The sequence below is a fragment of the Massilia sp. Dwa41.01b genome (genome assembly GCF_014171775.1).
In the GTDB taxonomy this organism is placed as follows: domain Bacteria; phylum Pseudomonadota; class Gammaproteobacteria; order Burkholderiales; family Burkholderiaceae_D; genus Telluria.
In genome coordinates this window covers 2,602,788-2,621,176 of the sequence record NZ_CP050454.1, presented here as the reverse complement: position 1 = coordinate 2,621,176, position 18,389 = coordinate 2,602,788, and the positions used below count along the sequence as shown (strand labels likewise).

Sequence of the window (18,389 nt, the reverse complement as noted above, 5' to 3'; positions counted from 1 at the left end):
GGAAGGCCAGCAGGCCAGCATCCTCACGCCCTACGGCAGCACCGGCTTCGTGTTCGGCAAGCGCAGCACCTTCTGCGAATCGATCAAGGTCAACCAGGTCGGCTACAGCCGGCTGGCCACTTCGCGCTTCGCCAACTTCGGCGCCTGGCTGGGCGACGCCGGTGGCTGCGCCTGCCGAGCGCACCCGGCTACGAGGTGGTCGACGAGGGCAGCGGACGGGTGATCCTCGGCGCGCAGGGCGTCTACATGAAGGACGACACCGCCGTGACGCCGGCCAGCTCGGGCGAGCACGTGTATCGCCTGCGCCTGGACGCCGTGCCGGAGGGCGGCCCCTATTTCGTCGCGGTGCCGGGCTGCGGACGTTCGCGCCCCTTCGCCGTCGGCGACGAGGCCAGCCGCAAGATCGCCTATGTGATGGCGCGCGGGATGTACCACCAGCGCTGCGGTATGGCGCTGACCGCGCCCTACACCCGGTTCACGCGCGCGCTCTGCCATGCGCAGGTGGCCGATACCCGCACGCCGTGGGTGGCGACGCCGTCGATTTCGGTGCCGCCGGCGATGGCGATGGCGCCGATAAAGGGCGGACACCACGACGCCGGCGACTTCGACCGGCGGCCAATGCACACCATCATCCCCATCCTGATGCTGTCGTATTTCGAAGCGGTGCCTGGCCACTTCATCGACCGCCAGTACAACATCCCGGAATCGGGCAACGGCATCCCCGACTTCCTCGACGAAGCCCTGTGGGCCGTGCTGGGCTGGGAAAACCTGCAGGTGTCGGACCCGCGCGATCCGCAATACGGCGGCGTACGCGCCGGCACCGAGACCAACGGGCATCCGGCCTATGGCCTGCACAGCGCCGCGAACGACCCGGGCCGCTACGGCACCGGGCCGTGACCGAGGAAGTGACGGCACTGTCGGCGGGGATCTTCGCGCACGCCTCACGCATGCTGCGCCCGTATGACCCCGCGCGTGCCGATGCCCTGCCTGGCTGGCGCGCCCGCGCGCCTGGACTTACCTGGCAAGGACGGCCGACGTCAAGGCGGCGCGCACGCGCTTCATGTACCCGGCGCTGCAGCTCTACCTGGCCACGGGAGAGACCGGCTACCACACGCTGTTCAAGGCCTCAGCGCAAGCCATCGTCGCCGGCACCGGGGCATGGCCCGAGCAGTACCTGCCCGGCAACAGCTCGGCCAGCGCGCAGACCGCGCACTTCAGCAGCTACCTCCTGCAGCAGGCAGGCCGGTCGACGCGTCCCTGGCGGCAGCGCTCAGGGGCGCGTCCTCCACTTCGCCGATAGCGGCAGCTACGCGGGGCCGGCACCGGAGACCCAGGCCTATCCGCAGGGCGCGACCCGCTTCATCGCCTGGGGCGCGGCGACGACGCAGGGCAAGTATGCCGACGTGTATGCGTTCGCCTCGCTGTTGACGAACGACGCGGCGAAGCGCCAGGCTTACCTCGACGCGGTCAGCCAGTACGCCGACTTCGCGCTGGGCCTCAATCCCCTGGGCCGCTCCTTTGTCACCGGCCTGGGCGCCGACGTCGTGCAAAGCCCGACCCACCTCGACTCTTATTTCACGAAGGCCGGCCTGTCCGATGGCGTCTCGTCCGAGCATGTGGGCAAACCGATCGGCAACGTGCCGGGCATCGTCGTGTTCGGCCCGACCGAAGGGCGCAGCGGCGCCGCCTACCAGACGGCGGTGAGCAACAAGGTCTATCCGCGCTGGGAATCGCTGCCCGGGCTGCGACGCTGGGCCGATGGCTGGTCCCTCATCAACGGCAACGAGTTCAGCACCTGGGAAACGATGGTCTGGAACGTGGCGATGCACGGCTTCCTGTACGACGCCGGCAAGGACCCGAATGCCCGCCTGCTGCCGGGCGAATGCACGGGCAGCGCGCCGGCGGCGCAGACGCGCCAGCTGGCCTGCCCGGCGGGACAGGCCGGCGGCATCGCCCGGGAACGGCGTGCCAGCTGCGTCGGCAGCGGCTGGATCGTGGGCAGCTGGCAGACCGTCGCCGACAGCTGCAGTGCGCCGCCCGCGTCCGCACAATGCACGGTCGGCAGCAATGGCAGCATCCTCCTGGCCAGGCTGCCGGCGAAGCTCGTGTGCGTGCAGCGGGTCGATACCGGGGCGCAGCAGCGCGTGGCCGAGGGCAAGGCTGCGTTCGCCGCCCCGCCCGCCGCGCCCGGGGTGACGGTGTATGGTTTCAGCGGGATCAACCAGTACGGCGCCTGCGTCGACAAGGTGACGCAGATGAGCTGCGCGGCGGCGAAGCGCTGAACGGCGTTGGCGGCGACGCCGGCACGGCGCGGGCACGGGGCGCCCATCCCCGTTGGGGCAGGGGCGGGCTCCCCCTGCGGCGCCCTCAGGGCTCTCCGTATCCTCCCCCGCCCGGCGTCTCGATGACGAACACATCGCCCGCCGCCATCTCGACCTTGCCAATGTGACCCACCTGCTCGACCCGGCCATCCGCGCGCTCGACCCTGTTCACGCCACGCGCACCCGGCGCGCCGCCGGCCATGCCGAAGGGCGCGTGAATGCGGTTGTTCGACAGGATGGCCGCCGTCATCGGTTCCAGGAAGCGCAATGCGCGCACGCCGCCATTGCCCCCATGCCAGCGCCCGGCGCCGCCCGAGCCTTCGCGAATCGCGTAGCTCTCCAGGCGCACGGGGAAGCGGAACTCGAGGATTTCCGGGTCGGTCAGGCGCGAATTGGTCATGTTGGTCTGCACGACGTCGGTGCCGTGAAAGCCTGGTCCCGCACCGCTGCCGCCGGAGATGGTCTCGTAGTACTGATAGCGCGCGTTCCCGAAGGTGAAGTTGTTCATCGTGCCCTGGGACGCGGCCAGCACGCCGAGCGCGCCGTACAGGGCGTTGGTGATGCAGGTCGAGGTCTCCACGTTGCCCGACACCACCGAGGCCGGATAATGGGGGTTGAGCATCGAGCCGGGCGGGATGATCACTTCCAGGGGTTTCAGGCAGCCGGCGTTGAGCGGGATCTCGTCGTCGACGAGCGTGCGGAACACGTACAGGACCGCCGCCATGCACACGCTCGAGGGCGCGTTGAAGTTGTTCGGCAGCTGGCTTGACGTGCCCGTGAAATCGATGCGGGCGCTGCGCGCTTCCCGGTCTACCGTGATGGCGACCACAATGCGCGCGCCGTTGTCGAGTTCCACCGTATAGGCGCCGTCCTGCAGTGCCGTGATCACGCGCCGCACCGCCTCCTCGGCATTGTCCTGCACGTGGCCCATGTAGGCGCGCACCACGTCCAGGCCGAAATGCGCGACCATGCGCCGCAGCTCTTCGACGCCCTTCTGGTTGGCCGCCGCCTGGGCGCGCAGGTCCGCCAGGTTCTGGTCCGGGTTGCGCGCCGGGTAGCGCGCGCCCGTCAACAGCGCGCGCATCTCGTCTTCCTTCAGCACGCCGTCGACACCATCGACCAGCTTGACGTTGTCCAGCAAAACGCCCTCTTCCTCGATGTGGGTGGAATCGGGCGGCATCGAACCGGGGGTGGTGCCGCCGATATCGGCGTGGTGGCCGCGCGAGCCGACGTAGAACAGGATTTCCTGTCCGGCCTCGTCGAACACGGGCGAGATTACCGTCACGTCGGGCAGGTGGGTGCCGCCGTTGTAGGGGTCGTTGAGCACATAGACGTCGCCGGCGCGCATACGGCCGGCATTCGCCCGCATCACGGATTTGATGCTCTCGCCCATCGAGCCCAGGTGCACCGGCATGTGCGGGGCATTCGCGACCAGGCTGCCGGCCGCATCGAAGATCGCGCAGCTGAAGTCCAGGCGCTCCTTGATGTTGACCGAGTAGGCCGTGTTCTGCAGGCGCAGGCCCATCTGCTCGGCAATCGACATGAACAGGTTGTTGAAGATCTCCAGCATGACCGGATCGGCCGTAGTGCCCATGGCCTGCCTTGCCGGCAGCGCTTCCACGCGCGTGAGCACGAGGTGGTCGTAGGGCGTGACTTGCGCCTGCCAACCCGCCTCCACCACGGTGGTGGCGTTCTTCTCGGCGACGATGGCCGGTCCCTTGACACAATCGCCCGGCCGCAGGTCGGCACGGCGGTAGATGGCGGTGCCCTGCCAGGCGCCGGCGCCGAACATCGGCACCCGCTCGGCTGCCTGCGGCGCGGCGCTGCGTCGGGACGCCGGGGCGACGCCCTCCGGTGGCGCATCCGAGCGGCCCGTGGCTTCCACCGATACCGCCTCCACGATCAATGCCCGTCCCGGCATCAGGAAAGAGAAGCGGCGCCGGTAAGCCTCTTCGAATTGCGCCGCCATCGCAGCCGCGCTGCCGAAGTCCACGATGAGCGCCGAGTCGGTGCCCGGTAGCGCAGGTGCGCGCGCCTCAGGACCTCGATGCGGGCGGCGTCCACCCCTGCTGGAGGAGTTCCTCGCGCGCCCGCGGCAAGCGCATCGAGGCGGCGTGCCAGCGACGCGACGGTGTCCTCGCCCAGCGTCTCCTCCACCGCCTGTTCGCGCATCGCGCCCTGGTCGGCCAGCCCATGCCGTAGGCCGACAGCACGCCGGCCAGGCTGTGGACGAACACGGTCTTCATGCCGAGGGCGTCGGCCACCAGGCAGGCATGCTGGCCGCCGGCGCCGCCGAAGCTGGTGAGCGCATAGTCGGTGACGTCGTGGCCGCGCTGGACCGAAATCTGCTTGATGGCGTTGGCCATGTTGCCGACGGCGATCTGGATGTAGCCCTCGGCCACCTGCTCGGGCGAGCGTACGTCGCCGGTGGCCGCTTCGATTTCGCGCGCCAGGGCGGCGAAACGCTCGCGCACCACGGCGACATCAAGGGGTTCGTCCCCGTTCGGTCCGAACAGGTGCGGGAAGTGCCGCGGCTGGATCTTGCCCAACATGACATTGCAGTCGGTGACGGTCAGCGGGCCGCCGCGGCGGTAGCAGGCCGGCCCCGGGTTGGCGCCGGCGCTGTCGGGGCCGACCCGATAACGGCTGCCGTCGAAGTGGAGGATCGAGCCGCCGCCGGCCGCTACCGTGTGGATGCTCATCATCGGCGCGCGCATGCGCACGCCCGCCACCTGGGTCTCGAACACCCGTTCATAGTCTGACAAATGCGCACCCGCAAAATGCGAGACGTCGGTCGAGGTACCGCCCATGTCGAAGCCGATCACGCGCTCGAAGCCCGCCAGGCGCGCCGTGCGCACCATGCCGACGATACCGCCGGCGGGGCCGGACAGGATGCTGTCCTTGCCCTGGAAGGCGCGCGTCGGTCAGGCCGCCGTTCGACTGCATGAACTGCAGGCGCACCCCGGGCAGTTCAAGCGCCACCTGGTCGACGTAGCGGCGCAGGATGGGCGACAGGTAGGCGTCCACCACGGTGGTGTCGCCGCGGGCGACCAGCTTCATCAGGGGACTCGCCTCGTGCGAAGTCGAGACCTGCGTAAAGCCGATCGTGCGCGCGATCTGCGCCAGCGCCCTTTCGTGGGCGGTGTAGCGGTAGCCGTGCATCAGCACGATGGCCAGGCTGCGCGTGCCGCCGTCGTACACCGCCTGCAGCGCGGGCGCGCGGCGGCGGCATCGAGTGCCTGCACGACCTCGCCATGGGCGCCGACGCGCTCGTCGACTTCCACTACCTCGCCGTAAAGCAATTCGGGCAGCACGATGTGGCGGTCGAACAGGCGCGGGCGGTTCTGGTAGGCGATGCGCAGCGCGTCGCGAAAGCCGCGCGTGATCGCCAGCGCCGTGCGCTCGCCCTTGCGCTCGAGGAGCGCATTCGTCGCCACGGTGGTCCCCATCTTGACGGCCTCGATGCGGGCCACAGGCACGGGCTCTTGCTCGGACACCCCCAGCAGGTGGCGGATGCCGGCGACGGCCGCGTCGCGGTACTGTTCCGGATTTTCCGACAGCAACTTGTGCGTCACGAGCTGCCCGTCGGGGCGCCGGCCCACGATGTCGGTAAAGGTGCCGCCGCGGTCGATCCAGAACTGCCAATCCATTGTGTATCCTCGTGCTGGTGGAAAGTAGAAATTGCGTGCGCTTATTGTATGCGTCCGCTTCCGCATTCGTTGCCCGGGCCTGAAGTTTTTGCCAATTGTATTCACGCTGAGGCCCAAAATTGGCGAGAATGCATGCCTAGCCATGTGAATCGGAGTGAGGATGGGAAGTAGTCTATACAGCGTGGCCCAGGTGCGCGCAATCGAAGCGGGCCTCGCGCCCCAGGTCGAACAGGGGAGCCTGATGCGCCAGGCCGGGCGCGCCGCAGCAAGCCTCGTGCTGGAACGCTTCGGGGACGTGAAGAGCAAACCGGTGCTGGTGCTGGCCGGTCCCGGCAACAACGGCGGCGACGCCCTCGAGCTGGCGGCCAACCTGAGCGAAGCCGGGGTCGACGTCGTGGTGCTGCACCTGGCCGGCAGCGGCACGCCGACTCCCGAAGCGGCGCAGGCCTTGACGCGCGCCCGCGCCAGCAATTCCAACTTCGCCGACGTGGCGCCCGACGTGCGCGACTGGGCGCTGGTGGTCGACGGCCTGTTCGGCATCGGCCTGGCGCGTCCGCTGGAAGGCCGCTACCGCGAGCTGGTGCTCGCGGTCGCCTTCCTGCGCTGCCCGGTGCTGGCGCTGGACGTGCCGAGCGGGCTCGATGCCGATACCGGCGCCGTGGTCGGCCCCGCAGGCGTGGCCGTGCGCGCGACCCACACCATCACCTTCATCGCCGACAAGCCTGGCCTGCACACGGCTGAAGGACGCGAGCACGCGGGCGCGGTCGTGGTCGATGCACTGGGGACGGACCCGGAAGCGTTCGAGCTGCCGCGCGCGCGCCTGGCCAGCCCTGGCCTCTTTGCAGCGCAGCTGGTGCCGCGCCGGAGCAACGCGCACAAGGGCGAGTATGGCGACGTCGCCGTGCTTGGCGGCGCGCATGGCATGGTCGGCGCGGCGGTGCTGGCGCGCGCGCGGCGCGCTGTACGGCGGCGCCGGCCGCGTGTTCGCGGTGACGATCGATGCTGCAGACCCGGTGCCAATGCCGCTCTGGGACAGCAGCCAGCCCGAACTGATGTTCCGTCCCTCGGGCTCCTTCGACATCGGCGGCCGCGTGCTGGTACTCGGGCCGGGCATGGGAGATTCGAACGAAGCGATGCGCGTGCTGGGCCACGGCATCGATGCCGCGCAGCCGATCGTCGTCGACGCCGATGGCCTGAACCTGATCGCCGCCAGCGCCGAGCTGGGAACGCGCGTGTCGCGCCGCCGCGCCGAGACCATCCTCACGCCCCATCCGCTGGAAGCGGCGCGCCTGCTCGGCAGCAGCGCCGCCGAGGTGCAGGCCGACCGCCTGGCCGCGGCGCGCGACCTGGCGCGGCGCATGCAGGCCGTCGTCGTGCTCAAGGGTGCGGGAACGGTGCTGGCGCGGCCGGATGGCGAAGTCGTGATCAACCCGACCGGCAACCCCGGCCTGGCGACCGGCGGCAGCGGCGACGTACTGGCAGGCGTCTGCGGCGCCCTGCTGGCGCAGGGGTGGCCCGCCTGGGAGGCGGCAATGGGTGCGGTCTGGATGCATGGCGCGGCGGCTGACCGCCTGGTGGACGCCGGCGTCGGCCCGATCGGGATGACGGCCGGCGAATTGCCCGCCGCCGTCAGGCAGACCCTGAACGACCTCGTGGCAGGCCGCTTGCCGGTGGCGTAGGGTGCGCGGCTCCACCCGGCCGTCCGCATCTACGCACCGTACGCGCCGCTCACGCGTTCAATACGGCCCGCGCTACGGCGCCCTGTCACGACGCCGGGTGGAACAACCCGGCACCACCATCTTCAGACGAGGCGCCCCGCCGCAATCGTAATCGTCCGCCCGCAGCGTGCCGCCATCGCCGGATCGTGCGTCACCAGCACAAGGGTCGACCCACGCTCGCGATTGAGCTCGAACATCAGCCCGATGACCGCTTCGCCGGTGGTGGCATCCAGGCTGCCCGTCGGCTCGTCCGCAAACAGCAAGGGTGGCTCGGTAACAAAAGCACGCGCCAGGGCCACGCGCTGCTGCTCGCCGCCGGACAGGTATTTCGGATAGTGGCGCAGGCGGCTGGCAAGCCCCACCCGGCCGAGCATCGCTTCGGCCTTGGCGCGCGCCTCGCCGTCGCCACGCAGTTCAAGCGGCAGCATCACGTTCTCAACCGCGGTCAGGTGCGGCAGCAGCTGGAAGGACTGGAACACGAAGCCGAGCTTGGCCATGCGGAAGGCGGCGCGACCGTCTTCGTCGAGCGCGAAGATGTCGGTGCCATCGAGCAGCACACGGCCGCTGCTGGGCGTGTCGAGCCCGGCCAGCAAACCGAGCAGCGTCGACTTGCCGGAACCGGACGCGCCCACGATGGCAAGCGTCTCGGCCGGTTGCACGGTAAAATCGACACTGTGCAGGATGGTGAGTTCGCCGCTGGCGTCCGCCACCCGCTTCGACAGCCCCGCCACCTCGATCGCGGCCGGTTGGCCCGCCGCGGCGGTGGTCGTATTTTTATAGCCCTCGGGATTATCACGCATGCTTGCCATTTTCAAGAAATTGTCTGTCGGTGCGCTCATGTTGGCCGCGTCGGCGAGCGCTTATTCTGCACCAAAAACCGTATTGGTGTTGGGCGATAGCCTCTCGGCCGAATATGGCCTTGCACGGGGCGCGGGCTGGGTCGCCCTGCTCGAACAGAAGCTGCAGCGCGAGAAGATCGACGCGCGCATCGTCAACGCCAGCATCAGCGGCGAAACCACCAGCGGCGGACGCGCACGCCTGCCGGCCCTGCTCGATCAGCACAAGCCACAGATCGTCGTCATCGAACTCGGGGCGAACGATGGCCTGCGCGGCCTGGCCGTGGCGGCGGCAGAAAACAACCTGCGCCAGATGATCAATCTGTCGCAGAAGAAGGAGGCGAAAGTCATGTTGGTTGGCATGCGCATGCCGCCGAACTATGGCCGCGCATACACCGAACGCTTCTTCGGCATGTACAAGGTGCTGGCCACCGAATACAAGGCGCCGCTGGTGCCCTTCATGCTCGAAGGCGTGGCCGACAAGCCGGCGCTGTTCCAGGCCGACCGCCTGCACCCGACCGCGCAGGCGCACCCGATTATCCTCAATAACATCTGGCCGACCTTCTCGAACCTGATCAAATCACGATGAAATACCCTGCCGTACTGAGCTTCGCCGACATCCTGCCCGACCTGGGCACGTTCGATACCATCATCGATGCCCGCAGCGAAGGCGAGTTCGCCCTCGACCACCTGCCCGGCGCGATCAATTGCCCGGTCCTCGACAACGAGGAGCGCATTCGCGTCGGCACCCTCTACAAGCAGGTTGGATCCTTCGAGGCGAAAAAGCTCGGCGCGGCACTGGTGGCACGCAACATCGCGCGCCACCTCGAGACCGAGTTCGCCGACAAGCCGCGCGACTGGAAGCCACTGGTGTATTGCTGGCGCGGGGGCAACCGCAGCGGCTCGCTGGCGCATATCCTCGCGAAAATCGGCTGGCCGGTGGTGCAGCTCGATGGCGGCTACAAGGCCTACCGGGCCCACGTCAGCGGCGCCCTGGAGAACCCGCCGGCGCTGCATTACCGCGTCATCTGCGGTACCACCGGCAGCGGCAAGAGCCGGCTGCTCGAGACCCTGGACGGCATCGGCGCCCAGGTGCTCGACCTCGAGCGGCTGGCGGCCCACCGCGGCTCGGTGCTGGGACACCTGCCGAACGAGCCGCAACCTGGCCAGAAGATGTTCGAAACGCGCATCTGGGACAAGCTGCGCCACTTCGATCCGGCAAAGCCCGTGTTCGTGGAGTCCGAGAGCAAGAAGGTCGGCAACCTGCGCGTGCCCGACGCCGTGATGGAACGCATGCGCGCCTCTCCCTGCATCGCCCTGCAGCTGTCACGCCCGAACCGCGTGCGGCTGCTGATGGAAGACTACAGCCACTTCGCGGGCGACGCCCGGGCGCTCAATGGCCAGCTCGATCACCTGGTGCAGCTGCATGGTCGCGCCCGCATCGACGCCTGGCATGCGCTCGCCAACAGCGGCGCCATGCCGGAACTGGTGGACCAGCTGCTGGTGGAGCACTACGATCCGGCCTACCTGCGCTCGATCGACCGCAATTTCGTGCAGGTTGGGCGCGCGCAGGTGCTCGCGCTGGCGGACATCGCGCCCGCGGATTTTCTTGCGGCTGCAAGAACGCTGCACGCCGGTTAAAACGGCGTCGGCGCAGGCCGCCGGCGCCGTCCCTGCGCGCTCGCCCTGGATAACCGGTCCTGATTGAAACCATCGGCGTCAAGGATGCCGCGTAGGCAAGCCGGGCCGCAATAGCGGCCTTCCTCCCTGCTCTCCCTCTCCGGCAATCCCCGTCGCGCGCCGCGCAGCCCATCGGGCCCGATTGAACGCGTGGACGGCGCAAGCGTCTGCTCTACGCAGCTGATGGCGGTTTCGCCGTCCACCCTGCGGCAGGTCGCTGTCCATCATGGCGCTGTAGAACGTAAAAAAACCCGGCAGCTCGCGCAACCGGGTTTTTCTTCGAGCGGGCCTGGGCTTACTCGGTCTTCGCCGCTTCCTGGCCGGCAGCGACATTGATCTTCGCCTTGGACTTGGCCTTGATCGCTTCCACGAAGTTGTACAGCTCGGCTTCGCCGATCAGGCGGCCGATCTGCTCGGCTTCCTGGGCGCGGCGGGCCTGGTCTGGCTGGGCCGGCTGCGACACCTTGCCGATGCGGTAGACGGCGTAGCCGCTACCCGGCACGTCGACACCGACATAGGCCGGCAGCTTCGTCACGTCGGCCTTGAAGACGGCCATGGCGCCTGCCGGGTTGATCGTCGGCTCCTTGGTGCGCGACACGACCTTGACCTCGCCGAAGCCGGCTGCGTCGCCGGACGCCTTGGCGGCAGCCATTTTCGCTTCGCCTGCCTGGCGGGCCAGGCGCAGCGCTTCTTCCATGGTCACGCGCTGGCGGATTGCAGGCTCGACTTCGGCGAGCGGACGCTTCGTCGCCGGCTTGAATTCGGCCACGCGGCCGGCGATCAGCACAGCCGGCGCCACTTCGACGGCTTCGGTATTGCGCTTGTTCTTGATCGAATCGGCCGAGTACAGCGCGTTCAGGAACTTCTCGTTGTTGTACGGCGCCTCGCCCAGGGCCGGATTCGGCTTGCGGGTCAGGTTCTCGACGGTCTGGATCTTCAGGCCCAGCTTGTCCGCCGCCGGCTTGAGGCTATCGGACTGCTCGTAGACGATGTCGTTCAACTGCTCGGCCAGTTCGCCATATTTCTTCGACAGCCTGGCTTTCTTGAGTTCGCCGGCGATTTCTTCGCGTGCCGCCTCGAGGGGCTTCTGCGCGGCCGGCTTGATGGCGGTGACCTTCAGGATGTGGAAACCGAATTCGGAAGCGACGATGCCGCTGACTTCGCCTTCTTTCAGGCCATAGATCGCTTCTTCGACGGCCTTGCCGAAGACGCCTTCGCCAGGTTTCACGACGCCGATGTTGCCGCCCTGGGCTGCCGACTCGGGATCCTGCGACTGTTTCGCGGCGATGGCGGCGAAGTCGGCCGGGTTCTTGCGCACCTCGGCCAGCACGGTTTCGGCGCGTGCACGGGCAGCGGCTTCTTCGGCGGGCTTGGCACCCTGTGCCTTGGTAATCAGGATGTGGCTGGCGGTACGCTCTTCAGGCGTCGTGAAACGCTTCTGGTTGGCCTTGTAGAACTGGGCCACTTCGGCGTCGGTGACGGCGACCTGGCTTTCGACGGCGGCCGCGTCGAGCACGACGTATTCGGCCTTCACCTGCTCGGGAATGGCGAACAGGTTGGCGTTCTTGTCGTAGAAGGCCTTGACCATGGCGTCGGTGACTTTCACCTGCGGCAGGAACTGCGCGATCGGGAACATCAGTTCCTGGACTTCCCGTTCCTGGTCGTTGATACTCGAGACGCGCGCGGCAACCGAGCGTGGCGCGAAGGCCGTGGACTGAACGGAGCCGGCAAGCTGCTGGATCGCCATGTCGCGGCGCATGCGCTCTTCGAACACGACCGGATTCATGTTCTGGGCGGCCAGTGCCGCCTTGTACTGGTCGGTGTCGAAGCTGCCGTCAGGCTTGCGGAATCCGGTCAAGTCCATGATGCGCTTCGCCAGGGCCTGGTCCGTCACGGTCAGGTGACTACGGGCCAGCTCGGCGCCGACGGCACGCTCGGCCACCAGGTTTTCGAGTACGTCGCGCTTGGCTTGCGGGGTGTCGAACTTCTTCTGGTCGAACTGCGCGCCCATCTGGGCGCGCGCCTGGTCGATCTGCGCGCGCTGGGCCTCGTCCCACTCCTGCTGGGTGATATTGCGGCCTTCCACGGTGGCGACGCCGGCAGCGCTGTCGCCGCGGTTCTGGTAGCTCTCGACGCCGACCAGCACGAACGAGGGAATGATCAGCAGCAGAAGCAGGAGCTGCAACACGCGCTTGTTATTACGTACGAAATCAAACATGGTCAACCAATCACTTTGGCAATGGCTACAAAGCACAAGTTAAAAAAAAAGGCGAACTCGCGTTCGCCTCTTCTCTGAGGCGCCACACTGGCGCCACACACTACTATTCCGGAAGCGATAAGATGGACTCGCCGACCTTCCGCCGGGACAACATGCTTATCACTTTGAATCTGGCGGAGCGGACGGGGCTCGAACCCGCGACCCCCGGCGTGACAGGCCGGTATTCTAACCAACTGAACTACCGCTCCAAATTCTGTGTATTTTTCGACGGAGCGGACAAAGCACCCTGCACGGGAACACATGTCTTTCCAAATCGGTGGCGGAGCGGACGGGGCTCGAACCCGCGACCCCCGGCGTGACAGGCCGGTATTCTAACCAACTGAACTACCGCTCCACAAATACTTGGTATTACCTCATCCTGGCGGCATACGCTTCCAGGATGTTTCCTCTGCGTGTCATCGCAGAGAAGGCATTAGTTTACAGCATCTTTTAACGCTTTACCAGCCTTAAATTTTGGAACCTTTGCTGCCTTGATCTTGATTGGTTCCTTGGTGCGCGGATCGCGGCCGGTACGGGCAGCGCGTTCGCCAACAGTGAACGTGCCGAAACCGACCAGGGTCACGCTGTCATTGTTCTTCAGGGTGTTCGTCACCGCTTCGATCATCGCGTCCAGGGCGCGCGTCGCCGACGCCTTGGTAATGTCCGCGGACTTCGCGATTTCTTCGATCAGTTCTGTCTTGTTCACTCGTATCCTCTTGTCGTTCTGGCGCGGCGGCGCTGCGCCTTCCTGCAAAAAACTGCAACGGCGTATTAAACAAGGGCGATTTGCTTCTGTCAAGCAACATTGTTACCGATCTGCTTACACGTTGCGGCTCTGGTACTCCATGCAGGCCAAATAATTGGCAATTGGCATGCAAGAAAAGCTGGGGTCAGGTCTGACATTTGGACACGAACTCTGCTATTGCACGCTTTCGTCGATGCCTGGCGACCAGTTATCAAAGCGTCTTGCGAACGGCACGCGAGCCGTCACGCACTGTCGTGATCCGTTGTCATGCCCCTAATGTCGAGTCTGTGTCCGAATGTCAGACCTGACCCCAGGTTTTCCAAACGGGAGAGACAAAAAAAGGCGCCCGAAGGCGCCTTTCCATTCCTGGTACCAACGTCGATTAGTGCTTGACGACGTCGCCCTGCCCTTCGCTCGAAGGCGCTGGGGCAACGGATACGGCCGGTACCTCGACCAGCGCTTGCGGCTGCCGTTCCAGAGCCACTTCCAGCACCTTCTCGATCCAGCGCACCGGCACGATCTCGAGCTTGTTCTTGACGTTGTCCGGAATCTCGGCCAGGTCCTTCACGTTCTGCTCGGGGATCAAGACCGTCTTGATGCCGCCGCGATGCGCCGCCAGCAGTTTCTCCTTCAGGCCGCCGATCGGCAGCACTTCACCGCGCAGCGTGATCTCCCCCGTCATCGCCACGTCGGCGCGCACCGGGATACCGGTGAAGGCCGAGACCAGCGCCGTCGTCATGCCGATACCGGCGGACGGACCGTCCTTCGGCGTCGCGCCTTCCGGCACGTGGATGTGGATATCGCTCTTCTCGAAGGCTTCCGCCTTGATGCCGAAACGCTGGGCGCGGCTGCGAACCACGGTGCGTGCCGCTTCGATCGACTCCTTCATCACGTCGCCCAGGGTACCGGTGCGGATGATGGCGCCCTTGCCAGGCACGTTCACGGCTTCGATCGTCAGCAGGTCGCCGCCGACTTCCGTCCACGCCAGACCGACCACCTGGCCGACCTGGTTATCCTTCTCGGCCACGCCGAAGTCGTAGCGGCGCACGCCCAGGAACTTGTCCAGGTTCTTGCCGTTGACGACCACCGCCTTTTCGCTCTTCTTCAGGAGCAGCATCTTGACGACCTTGCGGCAGATCTTCGAGATTTCACGCTCGAGCGAACGAACGCCGGCTTCGCGGGTGTAGTAGCGGATGATGTCGCGGATGGCCGACTCTTCCACCTTGATCTCGCCTTCCTTCAGGCCGTTCGCCTTGACCTGCTTCGGCAGCAGGTAGCGCTGGGCGATGTTGGTCTTCTCGTCTTCGGTGTAACCCGACAGGCGAATGACTTCCATCCGGTCCAGCAGTGCCGGCGGGATGTTGAACGAGTTCGAGGTGGCCACGAACATCACGTCCGACAGGTCGAAGTCCACTTCCAAGTAGTGGTCCGAGAACGTGTGGTTCTGTTCCGGGTCCAGCACCTCGAGCAGGGCCGACGACGGGTCGCCGCGGAAGTCCGCACCCATCTTGTCGATTTCATCCAGCAGGAACAGCGGATTGCGCACGCCTACCTTGGCCAGGGACTGCAGCACCTTGCCCGGCATCGAGCCGATGTAGGTACGACGGTGGCCGCGGATCTCGGCTTCGTCGCGTACGCCGCCCAGCGCCATGCGCACGAACTTGCGGTTCGTCGCGCGGGCGATGGACTGGCCGAGCGAGGTCTTACCCACGCCCGGAGGGCCGACGAAGCACAGGATCGGGGCCTTGAGCTTGTCGACGCGCTGTTGCACCGCGAGATACTCGAGGATGCGTTCCTTGATCTTGTCCAGGCCATAGTGCTCGGCTTCGAGCACTTTTTCGGCGTTCGACAGGTCGTTGACGACCTTCGACTTCTTCTTCCATGGCAGCGACACCAGGGTGTCGATGTAGTTGCGCACGACGGTGGCTTCCGCCGACATCGGCGACATCAGTTTCAGCTTCTTGATTTCGGCGGTGGCCTTGTCAAGGGCTTCCTTCGGCATCTTGGCGGCGATGACCTTCTTCTCGAGCTCGTCGATATCGGCACCGTCTTCGCCTTCGCCCAGTTCCTTCTGGATCGCCTTGACCTGTTCGTTCAGGTAATACTCGCGCTGCGACTTCTCCATCTGGCGCTTGACGCGGCCACGGATGCGCTTTTCCACTTGCAGGATGTCGAGTTCGCCTTCCAGCTGGCCGAGCAGGTGCTCGAGGCGCTTGGCGACGTTGAAGATTTCCAGGATGACCTGTTTTTGCTCGAGCTTCAGAGGCAGGTGCGCCGCAACGGTATCGGCCAGGCGGCCGGCGTCGTCGATGCCAGCGAGCGAAGCGAGGATCTCGGGCGGGATCTTCTTGTTCAGTTTGACGTATTGGTCGAACTGCTGGACGATCGCACGGCGCATCGCCTCGACTTCGGAATCGTCACCGATTTCCGAATGCAGCGGGGTCAGCTCGGCGACGAAGTGCGTGGCACCATCGCTGATGCTGTCAATTCGGGCACGCTGGGCGCCTTCCACGAGCACCTTCACGGTGCCGTCGGGCAGCTTCAGCATTTGCAGGATGTTCGCGACACAGCCGATTTCGTAAATATCCGCGGCGGAAGGTTCGTCCTTGGCGGCAGCTTTTTGGGCGGCCAGCATAATGCTCTTGCCCTGCTCCATCGCAGCTTCAAGCGCCTTGATCGATTTCGGGCGGCCAACGAACAGCGGTATCACCATATGGGGAAACACGACCACGTCGCGCAACGGCAGGAGGGGCAGCGTCGTTTGCTCGGTTAATTTCGAAGTTGTCATGGCATACCTTATAAAAATCGTGTAACGGATGTTGGGCGTACACGGTTAAATCTCAAGACCGGCCAAAGATATTTTCTGCGAGTAAAAAACTTAAGTCGCAAATGCAATCTGGTCGTTCCAATAAAAGCCCCGTTCTGAAATAAAAAAGCCACTGCGTGACGCGGCGTCACGAGTGGCTTTTCGGTTGAAGCCGGATGCTTTTATTGAGGTAAATTGTACCGCCAAGCATCCCGCGCACAAGCCTTTTTGTGGTTTCCGCGCGGAATTTTTTAATTTTCTCCGGAGGCTTTTGCGGTTTCGCTGTAAATCAGCAAAGGTTTGGCACCATTTGTGATCGTATTTTCATCGATCACGACCTTGACGACGTTTTGCTGATTAGGCAATTCGTACATCACGTCGAGCAGCGCGTGTTCCAGAATGGAACGCAGACCGCGTGCGCCGGTCTTGCGTGCCAATGCTTTCTTGGCAATCGCGTGCAATGCGGCTGGGCGAATTTCGAGTTCCGCGCCTTCCATTTCCAGCAGTTTCGAATACTGCTTGATCAGCGCATTCTTCGGCTCGATCAGAATCTGGATCAGTGCTTCTTCCGTCAATTCATTCAGCGTAGCAACGACAGGCAGACGGCCAACGAGTTCCGGAATCAGACCGAACTTGATCAGGTCTTCCGGCTCGGCTTCCATCATGATTTCGCTGTTCGAACGCTGGGTGCTGCTTTTCACGCTGGCTGCGAAACCGATGCCGCCCTTTTCCGAACGGTTCTGCACGATCTTCGCCAGGCCATCGAAAGCGCCACCGCAGATGAACATGATGTTGGTCGTGTCGATCTGGACGAAATCCTGGTTCGGGTGCTTGCGCCCGCCTTGTGGCGGCACCGAGGCCATCGTGCCTTCGATGAGTTTCAGCAACGCCTGCTGCACGCCTTCGCCGGACACGTCGCGGGTGATCGACGGGTTGTCGGACTTGCGCGAAATCTTGTCGATCTCATCGATGTAGACGATGCCGCGCTGGGCCTTCTCGACCTCGTAGTTGCAGCTCTGCAGCAGCTTCTGGATGATGTTCTCGACGTCTTCGCCCACATAACCGGCTTCGGTCAGCGTGGTCGCGTCGGCAATCACGAAAGGCACGTTGAGCATGCGCGCCAGCGTCTGCGCCAGCAGCGTCTTGCCCGAGCCGGTCGGGCCGACAAGCAGGATGTTGCTCTTGGCCAGCTCGACGTCGTCTTTCTTGCCCAGGTGCTTGAGGCGCTTGTAGTGGTTGTAGACAGCCACCGACAGGATGCGCTTGGCGGTCTGCTGGCCGATGACGTACTGGTCGAGCAGCTCGGCGATCTCGTGCGGCGTCGGCAGGTCGGACTTGGCGCCGCTCACCGATTCCACGTTCGAGGTCTCGTCGCGGATGATGTCGTTGCACAGGTCGATGCACTCGTCGCAGATGAAGACCGAGGGTCCCGCAATCAGTTTCTTGACCTCGTGCTGGCTCTTGCCGCAGAACGAGCAGTACAGAAGCTTTTCGCCGCTGGAAGATTTTTTGTCAGACATGGGGCAGGTTTCTAATGAATTGCTATGGATGGGAAGCTCGCCTCGAACTTCCCCAATATAGTGCGATCACGGAGCACGCAACAAGAGCTCACGTACACCGCCATGCTACCCGAAATAAAAAACAAACGCCCGAACGTGTTGGCGCCCGGGCGTTTTTCAGCAACACCTTGTGGGTTGCATCAAGCTCGGTTGGTCAACACCTTGTCGATCAGGCCATAATCGACCGATTCCTCGGCCGACATGAAGCGGTCGCGGTCGGTATCCTTGTGGATCTGTTCGATCGTCTGGCCGGTGTTGTCGGCCATGATGCGCGCAAGGCGCTCGCGCAGGTACAGGATTTCCTTGGCCTGGATCTCGATGTCGGACGCCATGCCCTGCGAGCCGCCCGAAGGCTGGTGGATCATGACGCGCGAGTTCGGCAGCGAGAAACGCTTGCCCTTGGCGCCAGCGGCCAGCAGGAAGGCGCCCATCGACGCGGCCAGGCCCGTGCACAGGGTCGAGACGTCCGGCTTGATGAAGTTCATCGTGTCGAAGATCGCCAGACCCGCAGACACCGAACCGCCCGGCGAGTTGATGTACAGCGAAATATCCTTGTCCGGATTCTCGCTTTCCAGGAAGAGCATCTGGGCCACGATCAGGTTCGCCATCTGGTCGTTGACAGGACCGACGAGGAAAATCACGCGTTCCTTCAGCAGGCGCGAGTAGATGTCGTACGCGCGCTCGCCGCGCCCGCTTTGCTCAACTACCATCGGCACGAGGCCGAGTGCTTGGGTGTCCAATGCCGGATTACGGTTCATACCTGTCTCGTTCCTTGTAAGTGGTGCCTGGTGAAGCGGCCGGGCGACCGTCCCCTGAG

The 18,389-nt window shown here is 65.1% G+C and carries 13 protein-coding genes, 2 tRNA genes and 2 pseudogenes; 8 read left to right on the top strand and 9 right to left on the bottom strand.

All coding sequences use genetic code 11. The features are described 5' to 3' along the window. The first annotated feature begins 49 nt into the window (after window positions 1–49). From G4G28_RS11980 to G4G28_RS11965, 4 genes are all read left to right on the top strand, one after another. Window positions 50–223, top strand: a complete 174-nt coding sequence (locus G4G28_RS11980; RefSeq protein WP_183108407.1) for a hypothetical protein — start codon at window positions 50–52, stop codon at window positions 221–223. Next, window positions 196–897: a hypothetical protein gene (locus G4G28_RS11975; protein ID WP_183108406.1), complete on the top strand. Its 702-nt coding sequence runs from the start codon at window positions 196–198 to the stop codon at window positions 895–897. The genes G4G28_RS11980 and G4G28_RS11975 overlap by 28 nt, the downstream gene beginning before the upstream one ends. A gap of 163 nt (window positions 898–1,060) precedes the next feature. After that, a complete protein-coding gene (locus tag G4G28_RS11970; protein ID WP_183108405.1) occupies window positions 1,061–1,300 on the top strand; it encodes a hypothetical protein in 240 nt (79 codons plus the stop codon). A 103-nt stretch (window positions 1,301–1,403) separates the two neighbouring features. Further along, window positions 1,404–2,282 carry a glycoside hydrolase family 9 protein gene (locus G4G28_RS11965; RefSeq protein ID WP_183108404.1) on the top strand — a complete coding sequence of 293 codons (879 nt, stop codon included), beginning with the start codon at window positions 1,404–1,406 and terminating at the stop codon, window positions 2,280–2,282. An 85-nt stretch (window positions 2,283–2,367) separates the two neighbouring features. On the opposite strand, the pseudogene G4G28_RS11960 reads toward G4G28_RS11965, so the two are convergent. Then, window positions 2,368–5,971, bottom strand: a pseudogene (locus G4G28_RS11960) (hydantoinase B/oxoprolinase family protein). Between the two features lie 160 nt (window positions 5,972–6,131). On the opposite strand from G4G28_RS11960, the pseudogene G4G28_RS28275 reads away from it, so the two are divergent. Together G4G28_RS28275 and G4G28_RS28270 are read left to right on the top strand one after the other, a co-directional pair. Further along, a pseudogene (locus G4G28_RS28275) lies at window positions 6,132–6,698 on the top strand (NAD(P)H-hydrate epimerase); the annotation flags it as partial. A gap of 190 nt (window positions 6,699–6,888) precedes the next feature. Beyond that, the gene (locus tag G4G28_RS28270; protein WP_308602331.1) at window positions 6,889–7,650 is read left to right on the top strand and encodes an NAD(P)H-hydrate dehydratase; all 762 of its coding nucleotides are present in this window, start codon (window positions 6,889–6,891) and stop codon (window positions 7,648–7,650) included. Window positions 7,651–7,772: 122 nt separating this feature from the next. On the opposite strand, the gene G4G28_RS11950 is transcribed toward G4G28_RS28270, so the two are convergent. Next, window positions 7,773–8,489, bottom strand: coding sequence for an ABC transporter ATP-binding protein (locus tag G4G28_RS11950; RefSeq protein WP_183108403.1), 717 nt, complete (start codon window positions 8,487–8,489; stop codon window positions 7,773–7,775). Here G4G28_RS11950 and G4G28_RS11945 point away from each other — a divergent pair. Both G4G28_RS11945 and mnmH read left to right on the top strand, forming a co-directional pair. Next, window positions 8,488–9,114 (top strand): arylesterase, encoded by a 627-nt coding sequence (locus tag G4G28_RS11945; RefSeq protein ID WP_182988423.1) that lies wholly within the window; start codon window positions 8,488–8,490, stop codon window positions 9,112–9,114. The two genes, G4G28_RS11950 and G4G28_RS11945, sit on opposite strands and share 2 nt — an antisense overlap. Then, window positions 9,111–10,166, top strand: a complete 1,056-nt coding sequence (gene mnmH, locus G4G28_RS11940) for a tRNA 2-selenouridine(34) synthase MnmH (RefSeq protein WP_183108402.1) — start codon at window positions 9,111–9,113, stop codon at window positions 10,164–10,166. Before G4G28_RS11945 ends, mnmH begins: the two co-directional genes overlap by 4 nt. A gap of 334 nt (window positions 10,167–10,500) precedes the next feature. Here the strand turns inward: mnmH and G4G28_RS11935 are convergent, their stop codons facing one another. The 7 genes from G4G28_RS11935 to clpP all read right to left on the bottom strand — a co-directional run bounded on the left by G4G28_RS11935 (window position 10,501) and on the right by clpP (window position 18,330). Then, the gene (locus tag G4G28_RS11935; protein WP_308602328.1) at window positions 10,501–12,393 is read right to left on the bottom strand and encodes a SurA N-terminal domain-containing protein; all 1,893 of its coding nucleotides are present in this window, start codon (window positions 12,391–12,393) and stop codon (window positions 10,501–10,503) included. 201 nt (window positions 12,394–12,594) lie between these two features. Continuing rightward, a tRNA-Asp gene (locus G4G28_RS11930) sits at window positions 12,595–12,671 on the bottom strand. A 69-nt stretch (window positions 12,672–12,740) separates the two neighbouring features. Continuing rightward, window positions 12,741–12,817: transfer RNA gene (locus G4G28_RS11925), tRNA-Asp, on the bottom strand. Window positions 12,818–12,895: 78 nt separating this feature from the next. Beyond that, entirely contained in the window at window positions 12,896–13,168 is a 273-nt protein-coding gene (locus G4G28_RS11920; RefSeq protein WP_182988420.1) for an HU family DNA-binding protein, read from the bottom strand. Between the two features lie 421 nt (window positions 13,169–13,589). Then, on the bottom strand, window positions 13,590–15,995 hold the full coding sequence (gene lon / locus G4G28_RS11915) for an endopeptidase La (RefSeq protein WP_182988419.1): 2,406 nt from the start codon (window positions 15,993–15,995) through the stop codon (window positions 13,590–13,592). Between the two features lie 269 nt (window positions 15,996–16,264). After that, on the bottom strand, window positions 16,265–17,533 hold the full coding sequence (clpX, locus tag G4G28_RS11910; protein ID WP_182988418.1) for an ATP-dependent Clp protease ATP-binding subunit ClpX: 1,269 nt from the start codon (window positions 17,531–17,533) through the stop codon (window positions 16,265–16,267). 179 nt (window positions 17,534–17,712) lie between these two features. Beyond that, entirely contained in the window at window positions 17,713–18,330 is a 618-nt protein-coding gene (gene clpP, locus G4G28_RS11905) for an ATP-dependent Clp endopeptidase proteolytic subunit ClpP (RefSeq protein ID WP_182988417.1), read from the bottom strand. Window positions 18,331–18,389: the final 59 nt, after the last annotated feature.